This window comes from Methylobacterium radiodurans (assembly GCF_003173735.1).
Classification (GTDB): Bacteria; Pseudomonadota; Alphaproteobacteria; order Rhizobiales; family Beijerinckiaceae; genus Methylobacterium; species Methylobacterium radiodurans.
The window spans coordinates 3,787,501-3,811,485 of record NZ_CP029551.1; the positions used below are offsets into that span (position 1 = coordinate 3,787,501).

A 23,985-nucleotide genomic window follows, 5' to 3' on the forward strand; every position below is an offset into this window, starting at 1 on the left:
CCCCTGCTCTCGAAGGCGACGCTCACCGCCCTCGACGTCAGCGGCGTCGGGCGGCGCGGAGGCGACTACATCCCGAGCCAGCTCGAGGCCGCGGTGAACCAGGACTGGATCACCCGCGCGGCGGTCGAGGAGATGGTCGGCTACGGCCGCGAGCGCCGGGCCTGGCTCGCCTTCTGCGCCGGGGTGGCGCACGCCGAGGCCGTGCGGGACGCGGTGCGGGCGGAAGGCTTCTCCTGCGAGACGATCTCGGGCGAGACGCCGCGGCGGGCGCGCGACCGGTTGGTCCAGGCGTTCCGCGTGGGGCGGATCCGCTGCCTCACCTCCGTCGGCGTGCTGGCCACCGGCTTCAACGTGCCGGAGGTGGACCTTGTCGCCCTCCTCCGCCCGACCCAGAGCACCGGGCTCTACGTGCAGCAGGTCGGCCGAGCGCTGCGGCGGGCTCCGGGCAAGGTGGACGCGCTGATCCTCGACTATGCGGGGCTGGTGCGGATGCACGGGCCGGTCGACATCGTCACGGCCCGCACGGCCGCACAGGTGCGGGGGCGGGAAGGGGAGGTGCGGGCCAAGCCCTGCCCCGGCTGCGGCGCGCTCATCGCGCTCAACGCCTCGACCTGCGAGGCCTGCTGGGTCGAGCCCGAGGCCGAGGCGGACGCGGAGGCCAAGCACGAGGCCGCCGCCGAGGACGCCCTGCCGATCCTCTCCGAGCGGGTCACGGCGGCCTTGCGGGCGGAGGGCGGCTGGCAGCCGGTGCGCGCTTGGCACCTCGTGCCGGAGCCCGAGGGCCTCGCAGTGGAACTCGCCTGCCCTGGCGGCCCGCAGCGGATCCGGCTGGCGCTGGAGGGCAGCGGCTACGCCCGCGAGAAGGCGGTGCTGTGGTGGCGCGGCCTCGGCGGCGGGCGCGACGCGCCGGTCGACACCGCCGAGGCGCTCGAGCGCCGGGACGAGCTGGAGCGGCCGGATGCGATCCGGGTGCGGCAGGCCGGGCGGCTCAGCGCGGAGGTGGCGCTGCGCTTCCCCGACGGGCGCGTGTTCGCGGATACGCGGCGGGTGGAGGATCTGGCGGCCTGACCGGGGAGGGGGCTTTTTGGCATTACAGGACCGCCCTCGCCCGCGCGGTCGGGCGCTGTTCCGGCAGGGAGCGCACGTACATACTGCCTGTATAGACGAGGTGATTCATGGCGCGGACCCGCATCTTCCAGTCCGGGAACAGCCAAGCTGTTCGGATCCCACTGGAATTTCGCTTGAAAGGAAGCGAGGTCGAGATCTTTCGGCGGGATGGCGAACTCGTCCTGCGGGAAGTGGAGGATCGGGGGCTCGGCGCCGCCTTCACGCTCCTGACCGAACTCCCACCGGAGATCGACCACCGGGACGACCTGCCGCCGCAGGAGCGCGAGGGCCTGTGACGCCCCGCTACATGCTCGACACCAACATCTGCATCCACATCCGGCGAGCGCGCCCTCTCGCGGTCATGCGCCGGTTCGCGAAGGCTATACCCGGCACCGTCGTGACGTCGGTGATCACCTACGGTGAACTCGCCGACGGTGTCGCCAGGAGCCAGGATCCCGACGAGGCCGGCCGCCGCTTGGCCGCACTCGCGCGCCTCATTCCTGTCCTCCCGATCGAGGAGCGGGTCGGTGCGCTCTATGGCAGGCTGCGCGCCGATCTGGCGGTGGCCGGACGCCTTATCGGCGGCAACGATCTCTGGATCGGCACGCACGCATGCGTGGCGGATCTGACGCTGGTGACGAACAACGTCGGGGAGTTCGAACGGGTCGACGGCCTCAGGATCGAGGACTGGACGATCGACGCGGCGTGAGGGCCGGGCTCGGGGACCGACCCGGCCGGGGAGGGTGCTCCGAAGGCCCCTCGCCTCAGGGCTGGCCCTGCCCGTCCGGCGCCCCGGGCCGGAAGAACAGGCCGGCCTTCAGGCTGTCGCCGATCCGGTGGGCGCGTTCCGTCAGCGCCGCAGCGAGCTCGGGTGGGAAGCGCTCGACCGCCGTCGCCTCGAACAGGCCGAGCCAGCGGGCGAAGTGGGCGGGCTCCAGCACGCCGAGCGCCTGATGCCGACCGAAGGGGTTGCCCTTGTAGCGGCCGGTCTTCAGCAGGACGGAGGACCAGAAGTCCCGGATGGTCGCCATGTGGCGGGGCCAGGCCGCGTCCGGGATCGCTGCGGCGAAGACCGGGCCGATCAGCGGATCCTGGCGCACGCGGGCGTAGAAGGCGTCGAGGAAGGCGGCGAGGGCGGCCTCGTCGAGGATTGGGTCGGGCATCGCAATCTGGCATGCCACGTCGCGGAGGCCGGCATCAAGGCTCCGGCTGCCGGCACCGGACGGCCGCAACAGGCCCCCTCGCCCGGCCGGACGGGCTCTAATGTTCCATAATATATCTTATGCGAACGGAATCTGGGGCTGCGGACCTTGGCCGCGGGGCAGGCCGCGGACCCGGGCCGCAACCCGGCTTAGAGCTTCGTTAATCATCCTGCCGCAAGCTTCCGCGGATGGCCGATCATCCGGCATCGGATCCGCGACGAACCCGCCAGCGCATGCCCGAGGATGACCCGCTCCGCCCTGCCCCGGCGCCCTGCATCGCCGGGCCCGTCTCCGCCTTCGCGGCGAACGGGCCGGCGGCCCTGGCGCACTGGCACCAGGTGTTCGAGCAGGCGTCCGCAGCTGCCCGGATCGGGCTGTGGGAGTGCCGCCTCTCCGACGAGGCGCTGACCTGGAGCGGCGCCGTCTACGACCTCTTCGGGCTTCGCCGTGGTGCCGCCCTGCGGCGCGGTGCCATCCTCGAATGCTACGCGCCGGGCTCGCTGGACCACCTGCAGAGCCTGCGCCGGAACGCCATCCGGACGCGCACCGGCTTCCGGTTCGACGCCGAGATCGTCGCCCGGACGGGCGAGCGGCGCTGGATCCGGATCACCGCGGCGGTCGATTGCCGGAACGGAGCGCCGGGGCGGCTCTACGGGATGAAGCAGGACGTCACGGCCGAGCTGTTCGAGGCGGAGCGGCTGCGCACGCTCGCCGAGCGGGACACGATGACGGGCCTTGCCAACCGCGCCCTGTTCGAGCAGCGGCTCGCGGCCGCCGCGAGCGGTCCGGCGGGTGCGGCGCTGCTCGTCGTCGACCTCGACGGGTTCAAGCAGATCAACGACGGCCACGGCCATGCCGCGGGTGACCTCTGCCTGATCGAGGCGGGTGCGCGCCTCACCCGCATCTGCGTCGCCGCGGAGCTCGTGGCGCGGATCGGGGGCGACGAGTTCGTGGTGCTGCTCAGGGATGAGCCGGACCGGGACGCGCCGGAGCGTTTCGCTGCCTGCATCATCGCGGCGCTCAACAAGCCGGTCTGGCGGGACGGCCAGAGCTTCCGCCTGGGCGCCTCGATCGGGATCGCCCGCAACGGAGGCTGCACCGGTCCCCAATGGCTCGCGCGCGCGGATCAGGCCCTCTACGCGGCCAAGGCGGCGGGTCGCAACACGTTCCGGAGCTTCGACCGGCACGGCGGCCCCGACCGCCCGCGGCCGGGGCGCGGCATCCCCACGGAGGCGCGGGTCTGGATCGGGTGAGGGCGGTTCGCGGCCCCCCCTGCCCCGCCGGCGCACCTCAGCGCACCGAGACCTTCACGTCCGATTCGTAGCCCGATCCATCCGCGTTGATGACCAGGATGCGGAAGGTGTCCATGCCCTCGAACCCCTCCTCCGCCTCGTAGGTCAGGCGCGTGCCCGGCACCTTGCGGCTGTTGCAGGGGGCGAGCGGCGCGCCGGGGCCGTAGCGGGTGAAGGACTCGGCCGCCTCCACGGTCAGCCGCCCGTGCGCGGGCTTCGACAGGGTGCGGACCACCACGGGGCCGATCACCGAGCAGTCCGGGTTGAGCGAGGCGTAGAAGGCGATGGCCCGCGCCTCGCCCTTCGGCACCACCCGCAGCAGCGGGAAGTTCGGGATGGTCAGCGGCGCGGGCGGGGCGGGTTGAGGCGGTGCCGCCGGGGCGGGCGCCGGCGGCGCGGCGGGCGCGGTCTCGGAGAGGGCCGGGACCGGCAGGAACGCGGCCGCGAGGGCGAGGAGGAGCGGGGCCGGGGGCATGAATCATCTCCGCGGGGGCACGGCGGGACATAGCAGGCCGTGCCCCCGCGGGTACATCACCGCTGCGGGACGGGGCGGGGCAGGGCCGCCCGCGGGCCGGTCCCGGCCCCCTCCTCCGCGCCAGCGTCCCGCTCCGCCCCCCTGCCCCGCGCCGGACCGTCCGACCCGAACCGGGCGAAACGCAGCGCCAGGCCCGGCAGGATCAGCAGGTTCAGCACCGTCGAGCTGACGAGGCCGCCGAGGATCACGATGGCCATCGGGCCCTCGATCTCGCGGCCGGGCTCGCCGGCACCCAGCGCCAGCGGCGTCAGGCCGAGTCCCGTCACCAGGGAGGTCATCAGGATCGGCACCAGCCGGTCGGCGGCGCCGAGGATCGCGGTTGCTTCCGTCCAGGGCCGGCCCTCGACCGTCACCAGATGCTCGTAATGGGCGATCATCATGATGGTGTTGCGCAAGCTGATGCCGAACAGCGTCACGAAGCCGACGATGGAGCCGAGCGAGAGCACGCCGCCGGTCGCCGCCACCGCCGCGACGCCGCCCACGAAGGCCAGCGGCAGGTTGACGAGGACGAGCGCGAGATTGGCGCCCGAGCCCGTCACGACGGCCAGGAGCAGCACGATGCCGAGGCCGGCCGCGCCCGAGGCGAGGAGCAGGTCGCGCCGGGCCTGGGCCTGAGCCTCCGCCGAGCCCGCGAAGGCGACGTAGACGCCCTCCGGCAACTGCACCTCCTTGGCGATCTTGCGCTTGGCCGCCGCCACGAAGCCGGCGATGTCCCGACCCACCACGTTCGCGGTCACCGCCTGGACCCGCTGCGCGCCCTGGTGCTGCACCTGGTAGCGGCCGGTGGTCTCGTAGATGTCGGCGACCTGGGCGAGACGGATGTAGCGCCCGCCCGGCGTGCGCAGGGGCAGGTCGCCCAAGGTCGAGAGCCGGCCGCGCGCCCGCTCGTCGAGGTTGACCAGCACGTTGAACACCGCGTTGCCGACATAGGTCTGGCCGACCACGTCGCCCTGGTAGGCGGTGCGGACGGTCTCCAGCACCTCGATCGCGTCGAGGCCCCAGTGGCGCAGGTCCGCCGGGCGCAAGGACGCGGTGATCTGCGGCATGCCGGCGGGGGAGGCCTGCTGCACGTCGCGGGCGCCGCGCACCTCGGCAAGTTCCCGGGCGACCGCGCGCGCCGCAGCCTCGATCCGGTCGAGGTCGTTGCCCACGAGGTTGACCACCACGGGCGCGGTGTAGCCGGAGACCGTCTCCTCGATCCGCTCCGTCAGGAAGGTCTTGAGCGAGAAGGCGGCGCCGGGAAAGCCCGCGGCGAGCGCCCGGATCCGCGCCTCGACCGCACGCTGGGCGGCGCCGTCGAGGCCGGGCTCCAGATCAACGTGGATCTCGCTGTAATGGGTGCCCGCCGTGTCCTGCCCGGCCTCGGCCCGGCCGATCTGCGAGGCCACCGCGCGGATCCCGGGGATCTGCCGGAGCTCGGCCGTGATCCGGACGCCGAGGCGCTGCGATTCCTGCAACGCGGTGCCGGGGGCCGCGGCCATGTGCAGGATCAGGTGGCCTTCCTTCAGGTCGGGCAGGAAGGTGCCGCCGAGCGTCGGCAGGAGCGCCGCGCCACTGATCGTGACGAGCGCCGCGCCCGCGATCACCGCCCGCGGGTGGCGGCCGACCCGCGCCAGCAGGGCGCCGTAGCGGGCGCGCGACCAGGCCATCAGCGGGGGCTCGCGCGGCGCGCGGGTCCCCTGCCCTGCTCGGCCGAGGAGCAGCAGGGCGAGCGCGGGCGTCACCGTGAGGGCGACGGCGAGCGAGGCCAGCACCGCGAAGATGTAGGCGAGCGCCAGCGGGCCGAAGAGCCGGCCCGCCACCCCGGAGAGCGCCAGCACCGGCAGGAAGACCAGCAGCACCGCCACGGTGGCGTAGGCGACGGCGGTGCGCACCTCCAGCACCGCCTCGAGGACGATGCGCGCGGCGGGCGTCCGGTCCTCGGCGAGCCGCCGCTCGCGCAGGCGCCGGACCACGTTCTCGACGCCGATCACGGCATCGTCCACCACCTCGCCGATGGCGATGGCGAGCCCGCCCAGAGTCATGGTGTTGAGGCTCTCGCCCGCCGCCATCAGGGCGAGCACCGCGGCGACCAGCGAGAGCGGGATCGCCACCGCGCTGATCAGGCTGGTGCGCCAGTCGGCCAGGAAGACGAGGAGCACGATCACCACGAGCGCGCCGCCGACGGCGAGCGCCTGCAGCACGTGGCCGTTGGCGACCGCCACGAAGTTGGCGGGCCGGAACAGGTCGGGCCTGAGCACCACGCCCTCGCGGGCGAGCGCGGGGGCGAGGTCGGCGAGCGCGGCCTCGGTCCGGGCGGTAACCTCCAGGGTGTTGGCCCCGATCTGCGCGCCGACCATCAGGAGCACGCCGGGCTTCCCGTCGATCAGGGCCGCGCTGATCGGCGGCTCGGGCGCGACCCGAACGGTGGCGACGTCCGCCAGCACCACGCTGGCGCCGCCCTCGTTGATGAGCACGGTGCGGCCGAGTACCTCGGGCGCGAGCGCCTGCCCCTCCGTGCGCAGCACCACCCGCTGGTTCGGCGTGTCGACGAAGCCGGCGCCGCGCACGCCCGTCGCCTTGCGGGCGGCGGCAACCACGTCGTTGAGGCCGACGCGGAAGCGCACGAGGTCGTGCGGGCGCACCTGCACCTGGAGCGCGCGCACCCCGCCGCCGTAGACCGAGACCTGGGCGACGCCCGGCACCGCGAGCAGGCGCTGGCGCACGGTCCAGTCGGCGATGGTGCGCAGGTCGAGGTCGTCGCGGCTCTCCGAGGTCAGGCCGACGAGGAGCACCGTGCCGGTCGAGGAGGTCAGCGGCGTGATGGCGGGCGCCATCACCCCCTGCGGCAGGCGGCCGGCGAGCGCCGCGATCCGCTCGCCAACGCGCTGGCGCACCCGGTCGATGTCGCTGCCCGACCGGAACGTCGCGGTGATCACCGAGAGACCCTGGATCGAGGAGGAGCGCAGGGCTTCCAGGCCCGGCAGCCCGTTGACCGCCACCTCCACCGCCTGGGTGACCAGGACCTCGACCTGCTCCGGGTCGAGCCCCGGCGCCTCGGTCTGGATCACCACGGCGGGCGGGGCGAATTCCGGAAAGACGTCGTACTTCGCTCTGGCCAGCCCGTAGAGGCCGAGCACGAGGAGCGCGCAGGCGAGCGTCAGCACCACCCGGGGCAGGCGGACCGAGAACCCGACCAGGGCGGCTTGCAGACCCCCTTGCAGGCCTCTGGGCTCAGTCATCGTCGTCGCCCGAGACCCGGATCTGGCTCTTGAACTCCTCCGAGAGCAGCGCCTGCCCGCCCCGGAGCACGATCTCGGCGCCGTCCGACAGGCCCTCGACCACGTAGGAATCGTTCGACATCGGCGGGTCGGTGCGGATCGGGTGGCGGACATAGGCCCCCTCACCCACCGCCCGGTAGACCCAGGTGCCGCCCTGCCCGTGCACCACCGCGTCTTCGGGCACCAGCACGCCCGTCACCGCGCGCTCGGCGGGCAGGAAGGCCAGGGTGCTCATCCCGGGCAGGAGCCCGCCCTCGCCCGAGACCAGATAGTAGAAGCTCTGGCCCTGGATGCGCGGGTCGGTGCGCGGCGCCGGGCCGACGAGGCGTAAGGCAACCCGCGCGCTCTGCGGCGGCACCTCGGCGAAGGCCGCCTCCGGGGCCGCGCTCAGGGCCTCGCCCGGCGGCAGCGTCACCTGCATCAGGAAGTCGGCGCGCTCGATCAGCCGGGTGACGGCGGGCGCGCGCTCGACGATGGCCCGGCCGATCACCGGCCCCCATTCCTGCTGGGCGGTGGCGGCGAGCGTGCGCAGCTGCGATTCCGCCGCCGCCAGGGCGGCTGCGTCGGTCTGGTAGGTGCCCTCCGCGGTCTCGACCTGCACGGTGGTGGCGTATTGGCCGAGGTTCCGCGCTCGGCGCGAGGCGCTGCCCGAGACCTCGGCCCTGGCCCGCGCCTGCTGGAGCTGCGCCTTCGCACTGGCATAGGCGTTGGTCAGCTCGGTGACCCGGGCGAGGTCGAGCACGAGGCCGTAGGCCTGAAGCTCCTGCCGGTGGGGCAGCGCACGGCGCACCTCGCTCACCAGCCCGATGCGGGCGCGCTCCTCGGGCGTCAGGCGCACCACGGTGCGGCCGTCCTCGACGGCCGTGCGGGGGGCCGGCAGCGCCGCCCCGGCGACCGGCGCGGGGCGCAGGCCGGAGCCGATGCCCGCGCGCAGGCCCGCGCCCACATCCGTGAGGGCGCCGGCCAGGATAGCGCCGGCCAGGATCGCGCCGGCCATGAGGGCGAGGCCCGCGAGCAGGGCTGGACGTCGCCGCTGAACCACCGAGACACCCTCCCCGCACGCGCCGCCGTGCCGCCCGCCACCGTCCCGGGGAAGCACTGCGGCGATTGCCTATTTTGCCCGGATCTCATGGCCGAATATACCTGGTTTCGGTTCACAGGGAATGGTTTCCCGCGGCGGTGCGCGGACCCGGGCGCGGACGGGCCATGGTGCAACTTGGAGGAGTTAGCGAATGAAAACACAGCTTTGATGGGATATTTGGCGGACTTGATGCGAGATGCACTGCGTTCTCCGGTACGCATTAGGGCAATATAAACAACAATATCCTATGCCTGCCGGGTTGATAGAGGTGCGGGAGGGGTCTTCGGGTCATGGGAAGCGGCGCGTCGTTCAGGGGGAGGGCGCTCGGGAACCGCCAGTTCGGACGGGACCGCCGCGGCGTGTCGGCCGTCGAGTTCGCCCTGGTCGCTCCCCTGATGCTCTACATGGGCGGCGTCTTCTTCAGCCTCGGCATGTCCCTGCACGCGCACAACACGATCTCCATGTATGCCAGAGAGGCGGCGCGCGGCCTGGCCGTCGGCTACATGACCGAGGCGGAGGCCAAGCAGTTCGCCGAGACGCGCGCGCGCAACGATCTGAAGGTCGCCGTCAGCGCGAGCATCGATCCGGCGACCAAGGGGGATGCGAACGACCGCGACGTGGTCGTGACGCTCACGATCGCCCCGGCGGAGATCGCCAAGCTGACGCCGTTCGGGAACTGGGTGCCCGGCGGGGTCCGGTCCCAGGCCGTCATGCGGAGCATCGCGCCGTGAGGGCTGTCGACCCAGGACGCGCGCGGGCGTTCCGGGACGATCGCGGCGGGGGCGTGGTGCTGATCGCCGCCGTCCTGATCGTGATCCTGACCCAGGTCGCAGGCCTCGTCGTCGATGTGGGCATGGCCTACAGGGAGAAGAACATCCTTCTCACCAGCGCGGAGGCCGCCGCCCTGGCAGTCGGCCCCTACATCTCGTCCGCTGATGGCAGCGCCGCGCTCCCCGTCGCCCAGTCCTACGCCGCGCGGAACCGCCCGAACGTCGGCGACCTCGTCACCGCGGCACAGGTGGAGTTCGGCCAGTGGAGCAAGGGCACGTTCACGCCCGGCGGCCCAGCGAACGCCGTCCGGGTGACGGCCTCCCGCACGGCGGCCAAGAAGAACGCCCTCGAGACCTCCTTCGCCAAGCTCTTCGGTATCAGGACCTGGGACGTGTCGGCGAGCGCGGTCGCCGTGGCCGGTACCGCCCCAGTCTGCATCCTGACCCTTCATCCGGATCACTTCGACGCGTTCGACATTGATCGGGGTGCCCGGATCGACGCGCCCGACTGTCACGTCCACGTCAACTCGAAGCACAGTGCGTCCCTAGGACTTGGGTCCTCGTCCTATGTGAACGTCAAGAGCATCCACGTCGTCGGCGGCGTGGACAGGAGCGGCTCCGCGACCGTCAACCCGGCCCCTGTGACGGGCGCCGACGTGATGGCGGATCCCTACGCCGCCCTGCCCGCCCCGGTGAACAATGCCTGCGGGGGCAGGAAGCTCGTGAGCAATGCCGACACGACGCTCACTCCGACGCAGGCCTTCTGCGACGGCCTCACGATCGCGGGCGGGACGGTGACGTTCTCGCCGGGCGTGTACGTCATCAAGGGGCCGCTCACCGTGAAGGACGGGGCCTCGATCAGGGGCAGCGACGTGCTGATCTACCTGGACGGCTCGGGCAGCGACATCTTCTTCCACAGCAACACCAGTTTCAACCTGAAGGCGGCGGCGACCGGCCCCTATGCGGGGATCGTGCTGTGGTCGGACAAGCGCAACACCCACGACCACGACATCTACTCGAAGTTCGGTGCCGTGGCCGAGGGGACGATCTACGCACCGAGCAGCCAGGTCGAGTTCGAGAACAACGTCGTGTGGGAGGCCTCCTGCATCCGCATCGTCGTGTCGCGCCTGGAACTCGACAACAACTCGCGCTACCAGGCCACGAAACCGGATGCGAATTGCAGCAACAATCTCTACCAGCCGGGGGGCGTGAGGCTGGTCCGCTGAGGGCGCCGGCGCGTCACGTCCTGGGCTCGGCCAGCGGCACCACGAGGTGGAAATGCGCGCCCGGCCCGTCCCGGGGCGTGGTCAGCGTGGCGCCGAGCTGGCGGCCGAGATTGGCGATCACCCGCATGCCGAGGCTGCGGGTGGCCCGCGCGATGTCGAAATCCTCCGGCAGGCCGATGCCGTCGTCGCCGACGTCGAGAACGAGCCGATCGTCCGCCAGGGTCGTGCGCACACGGATCTCGCCGCCCGCCGGGCAGGTCGCCTCCGGATAGGCGTACTTGATCGCGTTCGTCACCAGCTCGTTGACGAGGAGCCCGATCGGGATCGCCTGGTCGGCCGCGATGCGCAGGGGCGTCGCCGTGCAGACGAGGCGGTGGCGCGGCGCGCCGCTCTGCAGGTTGGCGGTCAGCGTCTCGAGAAAGGGCGCGAGGTCGATCTCGCCCGGGGTCCCCCCCTCGCCCTGCCCGTCACCCTGCCGCCAGAGCTGGTCGTGCACGCCCGCGATCGCCTCGACGCGGGTGCGCGCGTCGATGAGAGCCGCCCGCACCGCCTCGCCGTCCGGGCCGGATTCGACGCTGCGGGCCTGGAGCGCCAGCAGGCTCGCCACGATCGCGAGGCTGTTCTTGACCCGGTGGCTCATCTCCCGGGCGAGCAGGTCCTGGCGGGCGAGCGCGGCGCGCAGCAGGCCCTCCGTGCGCAGGCGCTCGATGGCGCCGCCGAGCAGGTTGGCGAAGCCCTGCATGAAGGCGATGTCGGCCTCGCCGAACATGCCGTCCCGGGTGTCGTCCACCTCCAGCACCCCGAAGGCGCCCTCGCGGTTCTCGATCAGCACGTTGACCGCCCGGCGGATGCCGTGGTCGGCCATGAGCTTGGGCGTGCGGAAGCGGGTCTCCTGGTCGAGGTGGTTCGAGATCACCGGGCGCCCGGTCTTCAGGGCGAAGCCCGCGGGCGAGGCGAGGTCGGCCCCGACCGTCGCCTTGCCGATCACCTCGGGCCCCCAGCCGACGCCGGCCCGCACCAGCAGCGTGTCCTCAGCCCGCAGGTATTCGAGCGCCTTGCAGAACTGCGCGCCCATCCCCTCGGCGCAGAGCTCGGCCGCGCGCTGGAGCAGCCGGTCGAAATCGTCGCCGCGCAGGGCCTCGACGCCGAACTCGGAGAGGATCGCCTGCTGGCGCAGGCGAAGGGAGAGATCCGCGGAGCACTGGTCCATAACGGCCGTATCTATAGCAGGACGTGCCGGACGGTGCGATGCGGGCGGCCCCGCGCAGGCCTTCACATTTCGGTCCCCCCGCGTCCCTTCGACGCTGCAGCCCCCGACTCCCCTCGCCCGTTGACCGGCCGAACAGGAGGAGGCGCGACCATGGCCGGTAACACGCAGGGACTTTCCGACAAGGCACTCTCGATCTTCGCCTTCGCGGCCTATCACCGTCTGCTCAGCGGCGAGCGCGTCTCGTCTGTGATCCGGAAGGACGGCGCGGGCCACGAGGCCGATCCGGAGGGGGTTGCCGAGCTGGAGCGCCGGGGCCTCGCCACCGCGAGCGAGACCGGGATCGACTTGAGCGAGGAGGCGCAAGCTTTTACCGAAACGCTGGTCGAGGCGATGCGGCGCACGGCGGGCGCCTGAGCGTCCCTCGCGCCCGGCAGGGCCGATCCTTCTCGATCGTGCAGCATCAACGCATTGCAGGAAGCCGGCAGCCCCGTCTGGCGGAGAGATGGGGGCGTGCGCGCCTCGCACCGGACCCATGCGGATCGCCGCCCGGATCCCGGCCCGGGAGCGCTGCGTTCGCATGTCGCAACCCGCGCTCGCGCCCGAATACTCGCCCCTCTCACGCCGTTTGGTATACCAGTATTCCACATACAGTTATTGAGCCGATGCCGCTGCCGAAACCTTGCAATCCGGCATCGCCACCCTCGGATGCCGTAAAAACCTTGGTCTAGAATGACTTGGGCGTGGATGCGCCGGCCGCCGGCCGGCGCTCGCTCCCGTGCGGGTACTGTCCAAAGCCGAATAATCCTGCGACGCGGGCGCGCACCAGAACTCCGATGTGCGCTGCTTCACCCGAGTAAATCTCAGACGAGGATTAAAGATAGACGAATAAACAGGTGTTTTGGCGCACAAACAGCTGAGAAATGCCGATCTACATTCCGCTCATCGGCGAAGATCTTCGGAGATCGACGCGATCACTGTAGCGAAAAGGATAGATCGTCATGATGAAGCGTATCGTTGTGACTGCCGCGATGGTCTCCGCTCTCGGCCTGCCCCTGGCAGCCCAGGCCGGCGAGGGTGGGGGTGGTGAGCGCATGGTGGCCGGCGGTGGCCACATGAGCAGCTTCGTCAACAACCCTTACCATGATCCCCGCTCCGTCTACTCGCAGCGCCAAGGCACCGGTCAGATCCTCGGCGCGCCGATGCTGCACGAGCCCGCCCCGGTCATCGCCCGCCGCGACGTCGTCTCGCCGGCCTGGGCCGCGGGCTGGTCCGGACGTCCGCGGCGCTGATCGCGCCGGTCCCGTCCGCGGGGGCGGGGCTCCCGTCATCCCCCTGTCAGACGGCTGCGCTCTGTCTCGCCCGGTTCCGAGATCCCGGCGAGAGAGCCCGATGTCCCCTCCCCTCACCCGCCGCCGCGTCCTCACGGGCGCCGCCGCCCTCACCCTGGCCCGCCCCGGGATCAGCCGCGCCGCCGACCGGCCCGCGCTCAGCCACGGCCTGCAATCGGGCGACGTCTCGGGCAGCGAGGCGGTGGTCTGGGCCCGGGCCGACCGGCCGTCCCGCGCGGTGATCGAGTGGGCGACGACCGAGCGCTTCACCGAGATCGGCGGCGGCGTCTTCGTCGATGCCCTGCCGGAGAGCGACCTCACGGTGAAGACGGTTCTGCAGGGCCTGCCGCCGGACCAGGACATCCATTACCGGGTGCGGCTCCAGAACCTCGCCGAGCCGACGATCCTGGGCGAGCCGCTCACCGGCCGCTTCCGCAGCGCGCCGGCTCAAGGGCGCGACGTCAGCTTCTGCTGGTCGGGCGACACCGCCGGCCAGGGCTGGGGCATCGACGAATCCCGCGGCGGCATGACGATCTACGCCGCGATGCTGCGGAACCGCCCCGACTTCTTCCTGCATTCCGGCGACACGATCTACGCCGACGGGCCGATCCAGGCCGAGGTCCGGCTCCCCGACGGTGGCCTCTGGCGCAACATCGTCACCGAGGAGAAGGCCAAGCCCGCCGAGACGCTGGCCGAGTTCCGCGGCGCCTACAAGTACAATCTCCTCGACCGCAACGTGCTCGCGATGAACCGCGAGATCCCGATCCTCGCCCAGTGGGACGACCACGAGGTCACGAACAACTGGTGGCCGGGCGAGCCGCTGACCCGGGCCGAGCACCGCCGCCGCGGCTACACGGCGGCCAACAGCCTCGTGCTCGCCGCGCGCGCCACCCGCGCCTTCCACGAGTACATGCCGATGCGCTTCGAGCCGGCCGAGCCGGGGCGCGTCTACCGCCGGGTCTCGTACGGACCCCATCTCGACGTGTTCCTGCTCGACATGCGCAGCTATCGCGGGCCCAACGGCGCCAACGACGAAACCGAGCCGAGCGCGCGCACGCAGTTCCTCGGGCCCGCGCAGCTCACTTGGCTGAAGCGGGAGCTGAAGGCCTCCCGCGCGACCTGGAAGGCGATCGCCGCCGACATGCCGCTCGGGCTGATCGTCACCTACGACACCGACCGGAGGTTCGGCTCGGAGGCGGTGGCGCAGGGCGACGGGCTTCCGCTCGGGCGGGAGCTGGAGATCGCGGACCTGCTGCGCTTCATCCGCGACCAGGACATCCGCAACACGGTCTGGTTCACCGCGGACGTGCACTACACGGCGGCGCACCACTACGACCCGAACCGGGCCCACTTCCAAGAGTTCGCGCCGTTCTGGGAGTTCGTCTCGGGCCCGCTCCACGCCGGCACCTTCGGGCCGGCCAAGCTCGACGACACGTTCGGCCCGCAGCTGCGCTTCGTGAAGGCACCGCCGGCGGGGCGCCAGAACCTCTCGCCGGCCGAGGGCTACCAGTTCTTCGGCCACGTCGCGATCGCGGGCGCCACGGGGCAGATGACCGTGACGCTGAAGGACGCGGCCGACGCGGATCTGTGGCGGACGGTGCTCGACCCGGCATGAGGCCGGGCAAGCTTCAGCGGCCCGCCCGCATCAGCTCCGGCACGCCGGAGCGCGGCAGCACGCCCTCCCGCATCACCGCGCGCCGCAGGGGCCCCACCGTCTGCATGGCGACGAGGCCGAGGCCGCGCAGGGCGTCGAGCGGCGCCAGCGCGGTGAGCAGGCTGCGGTTGAGCCCGTCCACGACCGCGGTCCGCAACGCCGCGTCCCGGCGGCGGCTCCGGGCGAAGCCGGCCAGCGCCGCGCGGGCGCCGGGATCGCGCCCGTCCGCCACGGCCGCCCGCACCGCGTCCCGCAGGGCGGCGGCGTCGCGCAGGCCCAGATTCAGCCCCTGCGCGCCGATCGGCGGGAAGACGTGGGCCGCCTCTCCGATCAGGGCGAGGCGGTGCGCCACCGGGCTCGCCACGGCGAGGCCCCGCATCGGCACCCGGCCGCGCGGCCCATCGATCCGCATCCGCCCGAGCATGCCCTTGGCCTGGGCCTCAATCGCCGCGGCGAGGGAGTCGTCGTCGAGCGCGGCGAGCGCCTCGGCCCGCGCGGTGTCCGTGACCCAGACGAGGCTGGAGCGGTGCCCGCCCGGCAGCGGCACGAGCGTGAACGGGCCGCTCCTCGTGTGGAACTCGGTCGAGACGTCGCGATGCGGCCGGTCGTGGGCCAGGATCGTGGTCAGCGCCGCCTGCGGGTAGGACCAGTCCCGCACGGCGATGCCGCTGCCCGCGCGCAGGCGCGAGCGGGCACCGTCCGCCGCCACGACGAGGCGAGCCGCGACCGCGCCGCCGTCCGCGAGCGTGAGGCGGGCCTCCGCCTCGCCGGCCGCGCAGGATTCCGCATCGCGCTCGATCAGCGCGAGGTTCGGCGTCTCGCGCGCCCGGGCGCGCAGCGACTCGACGAGGCCCGCGCTCTCGACGTTCCAGCCGAAGGCCTCGAGGCCGATCTCGGTGGCGTGGAAGCGGGCGGGCGGCGGCCGGAACAGGCTCCCCGTATCGTCCACGATCTGCAGCACGGCGAGCGGCGCGGCCTGGGGCGCGATCGCGCCCCAGGCGCCGAGCGCGTCGAGGAAGCGCACCGATCCGTCGAGGAGCGCCACGGTGCGCCCGTCCGCCACGGGGGCGTGCCTGCCGACGAGGGCGGTCGAGACGCCGGCCTGCGCCAGCACGAGCGCCGCGGCGAGCCCGGCGGCGCCCGCGCCGACGACGGCGACCTCGGTGCGGGTATCGGTCACGGGGAGGGCCTCCGGCGAAGAACGCGGTGTCTTACGCGGTGAGATAGGTTCACGCGACCGTTCCGTCGCGGGCGCCCCGATGCCGCGGCGCGCGCGCTCCCTCCCCCCTCTGCGGGGGAGGGTGGCCCCCGAAGAGGGTCGGGAGAGGGGAGCCCGATCCCAGGTATGGCCGCGACTGTCATGACGGGCACAGCCTCATCCGCTCGCCGGGTTCCCCTCTCCCGACCCGGCCTGACGGCCGGCCCACCCTCCCCCGCAGAAGGGGGAGGGAGAGCGGCGGGGCTAAGCCGCCTTCCTCGCCTTGCGGGCGATGCCGGCGAGGCTGCGCAGCACCTCGGTGGCGGTCTTCAGGCGGGCCGGGATCGTGGTGAGCTCGCGGATGAAGACCACGCTCATGTCGGGCCGCACCTTGGCGAAGGAGCCCTGCTCGGCGACCAGGGCCACCAGACCCTGCGGGTTGGCGAAGCTCCGTTCGCGGAAGTGGACCACCACGCCCTTCGGCCCGGCCTCCACCTTCTCGACGTTGGCCTCCAGGCAGAGGAGCTTGATCGTGCCGATCTTCAGGAGCTGCTCCACCTCCGGCGGCAGCGGCCCGAACCGGTCGATCAGCTCGGCCCCGAAGCTCTCCATCTCGGCGTCGTTCTCGATGGTCGCGAGCCGTCGGTAGAGGGCGAGGCGCACGCCCAGATCCTCCACGTAGGTCTCGGGGATCGTCACCGGGGCGCCGAGCGCGATGGTCGGCGACCACGCTTCCTCCGGCACGTCCTCGATGCCGGCCTTCAGGGCGGTGACGGCGTCCTCCAGCATCTGCTGGTAGAGCTCGTAGCCGACCTCCTTGATGTGGCCGGACTGCGCGTCGCCGAGGAGGTTGCCAGCGCCGCGGATGTCGAGGTCGTGGGAGGCCAGCTGGAAGCCGGCGCCGAGCGTGTCGAGGCTCTGCAGCACCTTCAGGCGCTGCTCGGCCTGGGCGGTGAGCTGGCGGTTCGCCGGCGTCGTGAACAGCGCGTAGGCGCGCGCCTTCGAGCGGCCGACGCGGCCGCGCAGCTGGTAGAGCTGCGAGAGGCCGAACATGTCGGCCCGGTGCACGATGAGCGTGTTGGCGGTCGGGATGTCGAGGCCCGATTCCACGATGGTGGTCGAGAGCAGAACGTCGAACTTGGCCTCGTAGAAGGCCGTCATCACGTCCTCCAGCTGCCCCGCCGCCATCTGGCCGTGGGCCACCGCGACCTTGATCTCGGGCATCTCGGCGTCGAGGAATTTTTTCACTTCCGCCAGATCCTCGATCCGCGGCACCACGTAGAAGGACTGGCCGCCGCGATAGCGCTCGCGCAGCAGCGCCTCGCGGATGGTCAGCGGGTCGAACGGCGTCACGAAGGTGCGCACCACCAGCCGGTCGACCGGGGGCGTGGCGATGATCGACAGCTCGCGCACCCCCGTCATGGCGAGCTGGAGCGTGCGCGGGATCGGGGTCGCCGAGAGGGTCAGCACGTGCACGTCGGCCTGGAGCGTCTTCAGCCGCTCCTTATGGGCCACGCCGAAATGCTGCTCCTCGTCCACGATGATCAGGCCGAGATCCTTGAAGGCGATATTCTTGGCGAGCACCGCATGGGTGCCGACCACGATGTCGACGGTGCCGGCCGCCAGCCCCGCCCGGGTCTGCTTCAGCTCGCCCGCCGAGACGAAGCGCGAGAGCTGGGCCACCTGGACGGGCAGGCCTTTGAAGCGCTCGGCGAACGTCCGGTAGTGCTGGCGGGCGAGGAGCGTGGTGGGCACCACCACCGCCACCTGCTTGCCGGAGATGGCGGCGGCGAAGGCCGCGCGGAGCGCCACCTCGGTCTTGCCGAAGCCGACATCGCCGCAGACCAGTCGGTCCATCGGCCGGCCCGCGTTGAGGTCGGTGAGCACCGCGTCGATGGCGTTGGCCTGGTCCTCGGTCTCGTCGTAGGGGAAGCGCGCCGCGAACTCGCCGTAGAGTCCCTCCGGCGGATGCAGGCGCGGGGCCTGCCGCACGAAGCGCTGGGCCGCGACCTTGATCAGCTCGCCAGCCATCTCGAGGATGCGGCGCTTCATCTTGGCCTTGCGGGCCTGCCAGGCGCCGCCGCCGAGGCGGTCGAGCGCGACCTCCGAATCCTCCGAGCCGTAGCGGGTCAGCAGCTCGATGTTCTCGACCGGCAGGAGCAGCAGGCCGCCTGTGTACTGCAGCTCTAGGCAATCGTGCGGGGCGCCGGCCGCCGTGATGGTCTTGAGGCCGACGAAGCGGCCGATGCCGTGGTCGGCATGGACCACGAGGTCGCCGGGCTGGAGCGCCTGCACCTCCAGGATCACGTCCTGGGGCCGCTTGGCCTTGCGCTTCTGGCGCACCAGCCGGTCGCCCAGGATGTCGCCCTCGGAGACGACCGCGAGCTCGCCCGCGACGAACCCGGCCTCCAGGCCCCAGACCGCGACCGCGGCGTCGGTGCCGCGCTTGAGCGCGTAGATGTCGGTGAGGCGGGTGATCGCCACGGGCTTGCGGAAGCCGTGGTCCGAGAGCACGCCGCAGAGCCGGTCGCGCGAGCCGTCGGACCATGCGCCGAGGATGACGTGGTGGCCGGAGGCCTGCAGGTCGCGGATATGCGCCACCGCCGCGTCGAACACGCTGGTGTCCTCGCTCTGGCGCTCGGGCGCGAAATTGCGGCCCTGCTTGGCCCCGCAATCGATCACCCGGCGGGCGGAGGATTCGGCTTCCGAGAACGGGCTGAGCTGCGCGACGCGGGTGGCGCCGACCCGCTCCTTCCACTCGTTCGGGGTGAGGTAGAGCGCGCGGGGCGGCAGCGGCTTGTAGGGCGCCACGCCCGCCTGCGGTGTCTTCAGGGCCGATTCGCGGGCCTGGAAGTAGTCCTGGACCAGGGCGATGCGCTCCGAGACCGCGTCCTCGACCTGCGGGTCGAAGATCAGCGGCACGCCCGGCACGTAGTCGAACAGGGTGTCGAGCTTGTCGTAGAAGAGCGGCATCCAGTGCTCGAGGCCGCTGTAGCGGCGGCCCTCGCTCACCGTCTCGTAGAGACGGTCGTCGCGGGTCACGGCGCCGAAGCTGGTGATGTAGCCCTGCCGGAAGCGCCGGATCGTCTCGGTGGTGAGCTGCACCTCGCTCATCGGCACGAGGTCGAGGGAGCGGAGCTGCCCCACCGTGCGCTGCGTCTCGGGGTCGAAGGCCCGGATCGATTCGAGGGTGTCGCCGAAGAAGTCGAGGCGGATCGGGTTCGGCAGGCCCGGGGGCGACAGGTCGAGGATGCCGCCGCGCACCGCATATTCGCCCGTGTCACGCACGGTCCCCGTGCGCAAAAAACCGTTGGCCTCGACCCAGGCCACCACCTTGTCCATCGACACGACGTTGCCGATCGCCGCCGAGAAGGTCTCGACCGCGATCCGGTCCCGCGGCGGCACGCGCTGCACCAGGGCGTTGACGGTGGTGCAGAGGATGCGGGGCGCCTCCTCCGTGGAGCGCGCCCGGGTGAGGCGTGACAGCGCGGTCATGCGCTGGGCCGAGACGGCGGCCGTGGGGGAGGTGCGGTCGTAGGGCTGGCAGTCCCAAGCCGGCACGCTCATCGCCTCGATCTCGGGGGCGACGAAGCGGAGCGCGCTCGCGAAGGCCGCCGAGCGCCCGGAATCGCGCGCCACGTGGACGAGCACCGCCGGGCCCTCGTGGCCGCGCGCGAGGGCGCGGGCGAGGTCGGCCACCACGAGGGCGTCGAAGCCCTCGGGCACGCCCGCCAGAACCGGGCTGTCGCCGGCCTTCAGCGCGTCGATGGCCTTGGTGAGCGGGGCGGATTTCGGCAGGGCGAAGCGCGCGACCTGCGGCTTCGGGGCGGGTGCCGGGGCTTTGGGCTGGGGTTTGGCCATGAGGTCCGAGGAGGTCTTCTTATCCGGTTCCGCTTTCGCGCCTTCCCTCCCTCTCTGCGGGGGAGGGTGGGCCGGCCCTAAGGTCGGGTCGGGAGAGGGGAGCCCGGCTTCCGGCAGGGCCCTGCCGTGCTGGCAGCGCTCTATCCTGAAACGTCGTTCCCCCTCCCGCCTCACTTCGTTCGGCACCCTCCCCCGCAGGGGGAAGATGCGCGGCCGGGGCCGCGCGCTGTCAGATTGTCTCTACCCGTGGATCGGCGCGTCGTGCTTGTGGAACGCCTTCAGGCGCCGGTAGACCGCGGTGTCGTAGTTCTCCGGCGCCGGGATCTCCCCGGTGAGCCAGCGGAACAGGTCCCGGTCCGGCACCTCGATCAGCGCCTCGAACGCGGTCAGCTCGTCGTCCGAGAGCGTGCCGATCTCCGCGTCGGCGAAGCGACCCATGATCAGATCCATCTCGCGGATGCCCCGGTGCCAGGCGCGGTAGAGGGTGCGGCGGCGGCGCGGGTCGAGATCCGCGCTGGAGCGGGTGGTGCCGGACATCGGACGATCCTGGGCAGTGGCAGTCGCCCGCTCATGTAGAGTCTCCGGCCGTGAGATGCGAGCGCGACGCGCCGGCCCCGGGACGGGGCGCCCGCCACCCGATAGTAAGGCGCGTCCCCCTACCCTCCCGGCCCGATGACCGACGACACCCAAGACCACACCCCCGATCTCCGCCCGAGCCTGCTCGACCCGCTCTTCGCCCCGGCCCGCGGCCTCCCCGGCGTCGGGCCCAAGCTGGCGCCGATGATCGAGCGGCTGCTCGGCACGCCGGAGCAGCCGGCCCGCATCGTCGACCTCCTGTTCCACCTGCCCTACGGGGGCGTGTCGCGGCAGATGAAGGGCTCGATCGCCGAGGCCCCGCCGGGCGAGCCGGTGACGCTCGGCGTCACCGTGGTGGAGCACCGGCCGCCCCAGCCCGGCGCCGGGCGGCGCCCGCACCGGGTGCTGGCCGAGGACCAGAGCGGCGACATCACCCTCGTGTTCTTCGGCATGCCGGCCCCGCGCATCGCCAAGATGCTGCCCCTTGGTGCCCACCGCTACGTCTCGGGCAAGATCGAGCTCTGGGACGGGCACCGCCAGATGGTGCATCCCGCCCGCATCATGGATGAGGAAGGGCTCGCCGCCCTCCCCCCGGTCGAGCCGATCTACGGCGCCACCGAGGGGCTGACCTCGCGGGCCATCGGCAAGCTGGCGGTGGCCGCCCTGGAGCGCCTGCCGGTCCTGCCCGAGTGGCAGGACCCGGCCTGGCTTGCCCGCAACAACTGGCCGCCCTTCGCGGACGCGCTCACCGCCGAGCACCGGCCGAGGGAGGCGCCCCCGAAGGCCACCGACCCGCTCCAGCCGCCCCCCTCGACGCCGACGCGGCGGCGGCTCGCCTACGACGAGCTGCTGGCCTCGCAGCTGGCGCTGGCCTTGCTGCGCGCCCGCCAGCGCCGCAAGGCGGGGCGCGTCAACGCGGGCGACGGCACCTTGAGCCGCCGCATCGAGGCGGGCCTGCCCTTTGGCCTCACGGGCGCGCAGGCCCGGGCGGTCGCCGAGATCCGCGCGGATCTCGCCGCCGACCGGCGCATGCTGCGCCTGCTCCAGGGCGATGTCGGCTCGGGCAAGACCGCGGTGGCCTTGCTCGCCATGGCGTCGGCCGTCGAGGCCGGGCGGCAGGCCGCCCTGATGGCCCCGACCGAGATCCTGGCCCGCCAGCACTACGAGCGCCTGGCCCCCCTCGCCGGCCCCTTGAGGCTCCGCCTGATCACCGGGCGCGACCGGGCCGCCGAGCGCCGCGCCACGCTCAAGGACCTCGCGGCGGGCGAGATCGACGTGCTGGTCGGCACCCACGCACTGTTCCAGGAGGCCGTGGTGTTCCGCGATCTCGGCCTCGCGGTGGTGGACGAGCAGCACCGCTTCGGCGTGCACCAGCGCCTCGCGCTCGGCGCCAAGGGCGAGGCGGTCGACTTCCTCGTGATGACCGCGACGCCGATCCCCCGCACGCTGGCGCTCACCTTCTTCGGCGACATGGACGTCTCGATCCTCAACGAGAAGCCTGCCGGCCGCCAGCCGATCAAGACCGTGACGCTCTCGGTCGATCGGATCGAGGAGGTGGTGGCCGGGCTCGGGCGCGCCTTCGAGCGGGGCGAGCGCGCCTACTGGATCTGCCCGCTGGTGGCCGAATCCGAGTTCGTGGACCTCGCCGCCGCCGAGGCTCGGTTCGAGGACTTGCAGAAATACTTCGGCGACGCGGTCGGGCTGATCCACGGCAAGATGCCGGGCCCCGACAAGGACGCCGCCATGGCGCGCTTCCAGGCGGGCGAGACCAAGCTCCTCGTCTCCACCACGGTGGTCGAAGTCGGCGTCGACGTGCCGGAGGCCAGCATCATGGTGATCGAGCATGCCGAGCGCTTCGGGCTGGCCCAGCTCCACCAGCTGCGAGGCCGGGTCGGGCGCGGCTCGGCCGCCTCCTCCTGCCTGCTGCTCTACCGCGGGCCGCTCGGCCAGGTCTCGCGCGCGCGGCTGGAGATGATGCGCGAGAGCGAGGACGGCTTCCGCATCGCCGAGGCCGACCTGAAGCTCCGCGGCGAGGGCGAGGTGCTGGGCACGCGCCAGTCCGGCGTGGCGGCCTTCCGGCTGGCCCGGCTGGAGAGCGACGCGAACCTCCTGGAGGCCGCCCGCGACGACGCCCGCATGGTGGTGGAGCGCGATCCCACCTTGCGGAGCGAGCGGGGCCGGGCGCTGCGGGTGCTGCTCTACCTCTTCGAGCGCGAGGCGGCGATCCGGCTGCTCGAGGCGGGGTAGGCGAACGGGCGTTCGCTTGCCGAACCTGCGTTCATGTGCCGAACCCGAACGCCCGCGCCCCGGAAAAGCCACGCCCCGACCCTCTCGCGGCCTCGTGAACGGGGGATGAATACGCGGCGTGGAACGGGTCCTGCGACCACGCGGTTCAGGTGCCGTTCAGATTCCGGCTTGTGCCGGAGGCGCTGTGGGGGCATGATCCCTTGCAGCGTTCAGGCTCCAACCTTAACTCGAGATGAACGGTTTCCTGAACCCATGGGGAACCGACAGCGAAAAGACGGAGGGCAAGCCGATGCTCAACGGACCGTTCCAAGGCCTCCCGGGCTCTTCCGAGGGCTGGACCGCGCACGAGGCGTGGCTCCTGCCGATCTCGGACGGCAGCGCCGCCAAGGCTCCGGCCGCCGTATCGGCCGCCGACACGGTGCGTGCCGCCTCCCGCCCGCTCTTCATCGCCGCCAACGGCCTCGCGCTGGCGCTGGCCCTGCTGCTCGCCGCCGAGACCTCGACCGGCTGGATGGGGGGACAGCGCGGCGCGCCCGTCGCTAAGGCCCCGGTCATCACCGCGAGCGCCTCGTAAGCCTTGCCTCCGCCCGGCCCGCGCGGTCGGGCCCGGACCTCCCGTCCCCGCGCCGTCCGGCTCACGCATCCTGCCGCTCGGCCTCCGGACGCGCCGCGCCCTGCCCCTGCTGCGCCGTCCGCAAGGTTGCCGCCATCGCGTGCAGCCGTCCCTGCGGGTCCTCCGGCTGGATCACGCCCGCCGACATCACGAGCTTGGCCGCATCCTCCACGCTGATGCCGACCTCGATGATGTCGGCGCGCGGCAGGTAGAAGAAGAACCCCGTGGTCGGGTTCGGCGCGCAGGGCAGGAACACCCCGACATAATCGTGCCCTGCCCCCTCGCCGCGCGGCAGCGCCTCCTGCACCTCGCTCGCCGCGGGCGCCGAGAGGAAGACCACCGACCACGTCCCCTTCACGGGAAACTCGACCAGCCCGACCGTGCGGAACGAGGTGCCGTTGGCCGAGAACAGGGTCTCGAAGATCTGGCGCAGGCCCCGGTAGAGCCCCGAGATCACGGGCGTGCGGGCGAGCAGCACCTCGCCGAACTCGATCACCGAGCGCCCGACGAGGTTGGCGGTGAGGAAGCCCAGCAGCGTCACCGCCAGGAAGGCGATGACGAGGCCGATTCCGGGAATCGAGAAGGGCAGGTAGTGGTCCGGCAGGTAGTTCGCGGGCACGAGCGGCTTCACCCAGCCGTCGATCAGCGCGATGAACCACCACGTCAGGTAGGCGGTTATGGCGAGCGGCCCCGCCACGATGATGCCGGTGAGGAAGTAGGTCCGCAGCCGGCCGCGGGCGCTCACCCGCCTGCGCGGGGCACCGGGATCGATCTCCGGGAGCGGCGGGATGGGTGGGGCCACGGCTGCCCTTGTCCGACCGACGG

Annotated in this window: 20 protein-coding genes (1 of these 20 only partly in view); 11 read left to right on the plus strand and 9 right to left on the minus strand. The window is 72.3% G+C overall.

Going from position 1 to position 23,985, the window contains the following annotated elements; genetic code table 11:
* From DK427_RS17685 to DK427_RS17695, 3 genes are all read left to right on the plus strand, one after another.
* Window positions 1–1,068, plus strand: the 3' portion of a protein-coding gene (locus DK427_RS17685; protein WP_109952408.1) for a DEAD/DEAH box helicase. Its footprint begins 591 nt before the window's first position; 1,068 of the gene's 1,659 nt are visible here — the last part of the coding sequence; its start codon lies off the left edge, out of view; it ends in the stop codon at window positions 1,066–1,068.
* 107 nt (window positions 1,069–1,175) lie between these two features.
* On the plus strand, window positions 1,176–1,403 hold the full coding sequence (locus tag DK427_RS17690; protein ID WP_109952409.1) for an antitoxin: 228 nt from the start codon (window positions 1,176–1,178) through the stop codon (window positions 1,401–1,403).
* Between the two features lie 11 nt (window positions 1,404–1,414).
* Complete coding sequence (locus tag DK427_RS17695; protein WP_204165181.1) at window positions 1,415–1,816, plus strand: type II toxin-antitoxin system VapC family toxin; 402 nt, start codon at window positions 1,415–1,417, stop codon at window positions 1,814–1,816.
* Between the two features lie 55 nt (window positions 1,817–1,871).
* On the opposite strand, the gene DK427_RS17700 is transcribed toward DK427_RS17695, so the two are convergent.
* Complete coding sequence (locus tag DK427_RS17700) at window positions 1,872–2,270, minus strand: group III truncated hemoglobin (RefSeq protein ID WP_109952411.1); 399 nt, start codon at window positions 2,268–2,270, stop codon at window positions 1,872–1,874.
* A gap of 272 nt (window positions 2,271–2,542) precedes the next feature.
* Here DK427_RS17700 and DK427_RS17705 point away from each other — a divergent pair, with 272 nt between their 5' ends.
* The gene (locus DK427_RS17705) at window positions 2,543–3,562 is read left to right on the plus strand and encodes a sensor domain-containing diguanylate cyclase (RefSeq protein ID WP_109952412.1); all 1,020 of its coding nucleotides are present in this window, start codon (window positions 2,543–2,545) and stop codon (window positions 3,560–3,562) included.
* 37 nt (window positions 3,563–3,599) lie between these two features.
* Here the strand turns inward: DK427_RS17705 and DK427_RS17710 are convergent, their stop codons facing one another.
* The 3 genes from DK427_RS17710 to DK427_RS17720 are packed head-to-tail and all read right to left on the minus strand — an operon-like array spanning window position 3,600 to window position 8,393.
* Window positions 3,600–4,076: a hypothetical protein gene (locus DK427_RS17710; RefSeq protein ID WP_109952413.1), complete on the minus strand. Its 477-nt coding sequence runs from the start codon at window positions 4,074–4,076 to the stop codon at window positions 3,600–3,602.
* 56 nt (window positions 4,077–4,132) lie between these two features.
* Window positions 4,133–7,357, minus strand: a complete 3,225-nt coding sequence (locus tag DK427_RS17715; protein WP_109952414.1) for an efflux RND transporter permease subunit — start codon at window positions 7,355–7,357, stop codon at window positions 4,133–4,135.
* On the minus strand, window positions 7,350–8,393 hold the full coding sequence (locus DK427_RS17720) for an efflux RND transporter periplasmic adaptor subunit (protein ID WP_109954245.1): 1,044 nt from the start codon (window positions 8,391–8,393) through the stop codon (window positions 7,350–7,352). Before DK427_RS17720 ends, DK427_RS17715 begins: the two co-directional genes overlap by 8 nt.
* A gap of 443 nt (window positions 8,394–8,836) precedes the next feature.
* Here DK427_RS17720 and DK427_RS17725 point away from each other — a divergent pair, with 443 nt between their 5' ends.
* Entirely contained in the window at window positions 8,837–9,208 is a 372-nt protein-coding gene (locus DK427_RS17725) for a TadE family protein (protein ID WP_162559823.1), read from the plus strand.
* Window positions 9,205–10,473 (plus strand): TadG family pilus assembly protein, encoded by a 1,269-nt coding sequence (locus DK427_RS26430; RefSeq protein WP_162559824.1) that lies wholly within the window; start codon window positions 9,205–9,207, stop codon window positions 10,471–10,473. Before DK427_RS17725 ends, DK427_RS26430 begins: the two co-directional genes overlap by 4 nt.
* A 13-nt stretch (window positions 10,474–10,486) precedes the next feature.
* On the opposite strand, the gene DK427_RS17740 is transcribed toward DK427_RS26430, so the two are convergent.
* The gene (locus tag DK427_RS17740) at window positions 10,487–11,683 is read right to left on the minus strand and encodes a sensor histidine kinase (protein WP_109952417.1); all 1,197 of its coding nucleotides are present in this window, start codon (window positions 11,681–11,683) and stop codon (window positions 10,487–10,489) included.
* Window positions 11,684–11,833: 150 nt separating this feature from the next.
* On the opposite strand from DK427_RS17740, the gene DK427_RS17745 reads away from it, so the two are divergent.
* The 3 genes from DK427_RS17745 (at window position 11,834) to DK427_RS17755 (ending at window position 14,626) form a co-directional block, all read left to right on the plus strand.
* Window positions 11,834–12,097, plus strand: a complete 264-nt coding sequence (locus DK427_RS17745) for a hypothetical protein (protein ID WP_109952418.1) — start codon at window positions 11,834–11,836, stop codon at window positions 12,095–12,097.
* Between the two features lie 587 nt (window positions 12,098–12,684).
* Complete coding sequence (locus tag DK427_RS17750) at window positions 12,685–12,972, plus strand: hypothetical protein (RefSeq protein WP_109954246.1); 288 nt, start codon at window positions 12,685–12,687, stop codon at window positions 12,970–12,972.
* A 100-nt stretch (window positions 12,973–13,072) separates the two neighbouring features.
* Window positions 13,073–14,626, plus strand: coding sequence for an alkaline phosphatase D family protein (locus DK427_RS17755; RefSeq protein ID WP_109952419.1), 1,554 nt, complete (start codon window positions 13,073–13,075; stop codon window positions 14,624–14,626).
* A 13-nt stretch (window positions 14,627–14,639) separates the two neighbouring features.
* Here DK427_RS17755 and DK427_RS17760 read toward each other — a convergent pair whose 3' ends face one another.
* The 3 genes from DK427_RS17760 to DK427_RS17775 all read right to left on the minus strand — a co-directional run bounded on the left by DK427_RS17760 (window position 14,640) and on the right by DK427_RS17775 (window position 20,261).
* The gene (locus DK427_RS17760; RefSeq protein ID WP_109952420.1) at window positions 14,640–15,845 is read right to left on the minus strand and encodes a UbiH/UbiF family hydroxylase; all 1,206 of its coding nucleotides are present in this window, start codon (window positions 15,843–15,845) and stop codon (window positions 14,640–14,642) included.
* Window positions 15,846–16,127: 282 nt separating this feature from the next.
* Window positions 16,128–19,724: a transcription-repair coupling factor gene (gene mfd, locus DK427_RS17770; RefSeq protein ID WP_109952421.1), complete on the minus strand. Its 3,597-nt coding sequence runs from the start codon at window positions 19,722–19,724 to the stop codon at window positions 16,128–16,130.
* A gap of 240 nt (window positions 19,725–19,964) precedes the next feature.
* Window positions 19,965–20,261 (minus strand): FAD assembly factor SdhE, encoded by a 297-nt coding sequence (locus DK427_RS17775; protein ID WP_109952422.1) that lies wholly within the window; start codon window positions 20,259–20,261, stop codon window positions 19,965–19,967.
* Window positions 20,262–20,396: 135 nt separating this feature from the next.
* Between DK427_RS17775 and recG the strand changes: the two genes are divergently transcribed.
* Both recG and DK427_RS17785 read left to right on the plus strand, forming a co-directional pair.
* Window positions 20,397–22,547, plus strand: coding sequence for an ATP-dependent DNA helicase RecG (gene recG, locus DK427_RS17780; protein ID WP_109952423.1), 2,151 nt, complete (start codon window positions 20,397–20,399; stop codon window positions 22,545–22,547).
* Between the two features lie 289 nt (window positions 22,548–22,836).
* Window positions 22,837–23,121 (plus strand): hypothetical protein, encoded by a 285-nt coding sequence (locus DK427_RS17785; RefSeq protein ID WP_162559825.1) that lies wholly within the window; start codon window positions 22,837–22,839, stop codon window positions 23,119–23,121.
* Between the two features lie 61 nt (window positions 23,122–23,182).
* Here the strand turns inward: DK427_RS17785 and DK427_RS17790 are convergent, their stop codons facing one another.
* Window positions 23,183–23,962 carry a DUF502 domain-containing protein gene (locus DK427_RS17790; RefSeq protein WP_109952425.1) on the minus strand — a complete coding sequence of 260 codons (780 nt, stop codon included), beginning with the start codon at window positions 23,960–23,962 and terminating at the stop codon, window positions 23,183–23,185.
* Window positions 23,963–23,985 lie beyond the last annotated feature (23 nt).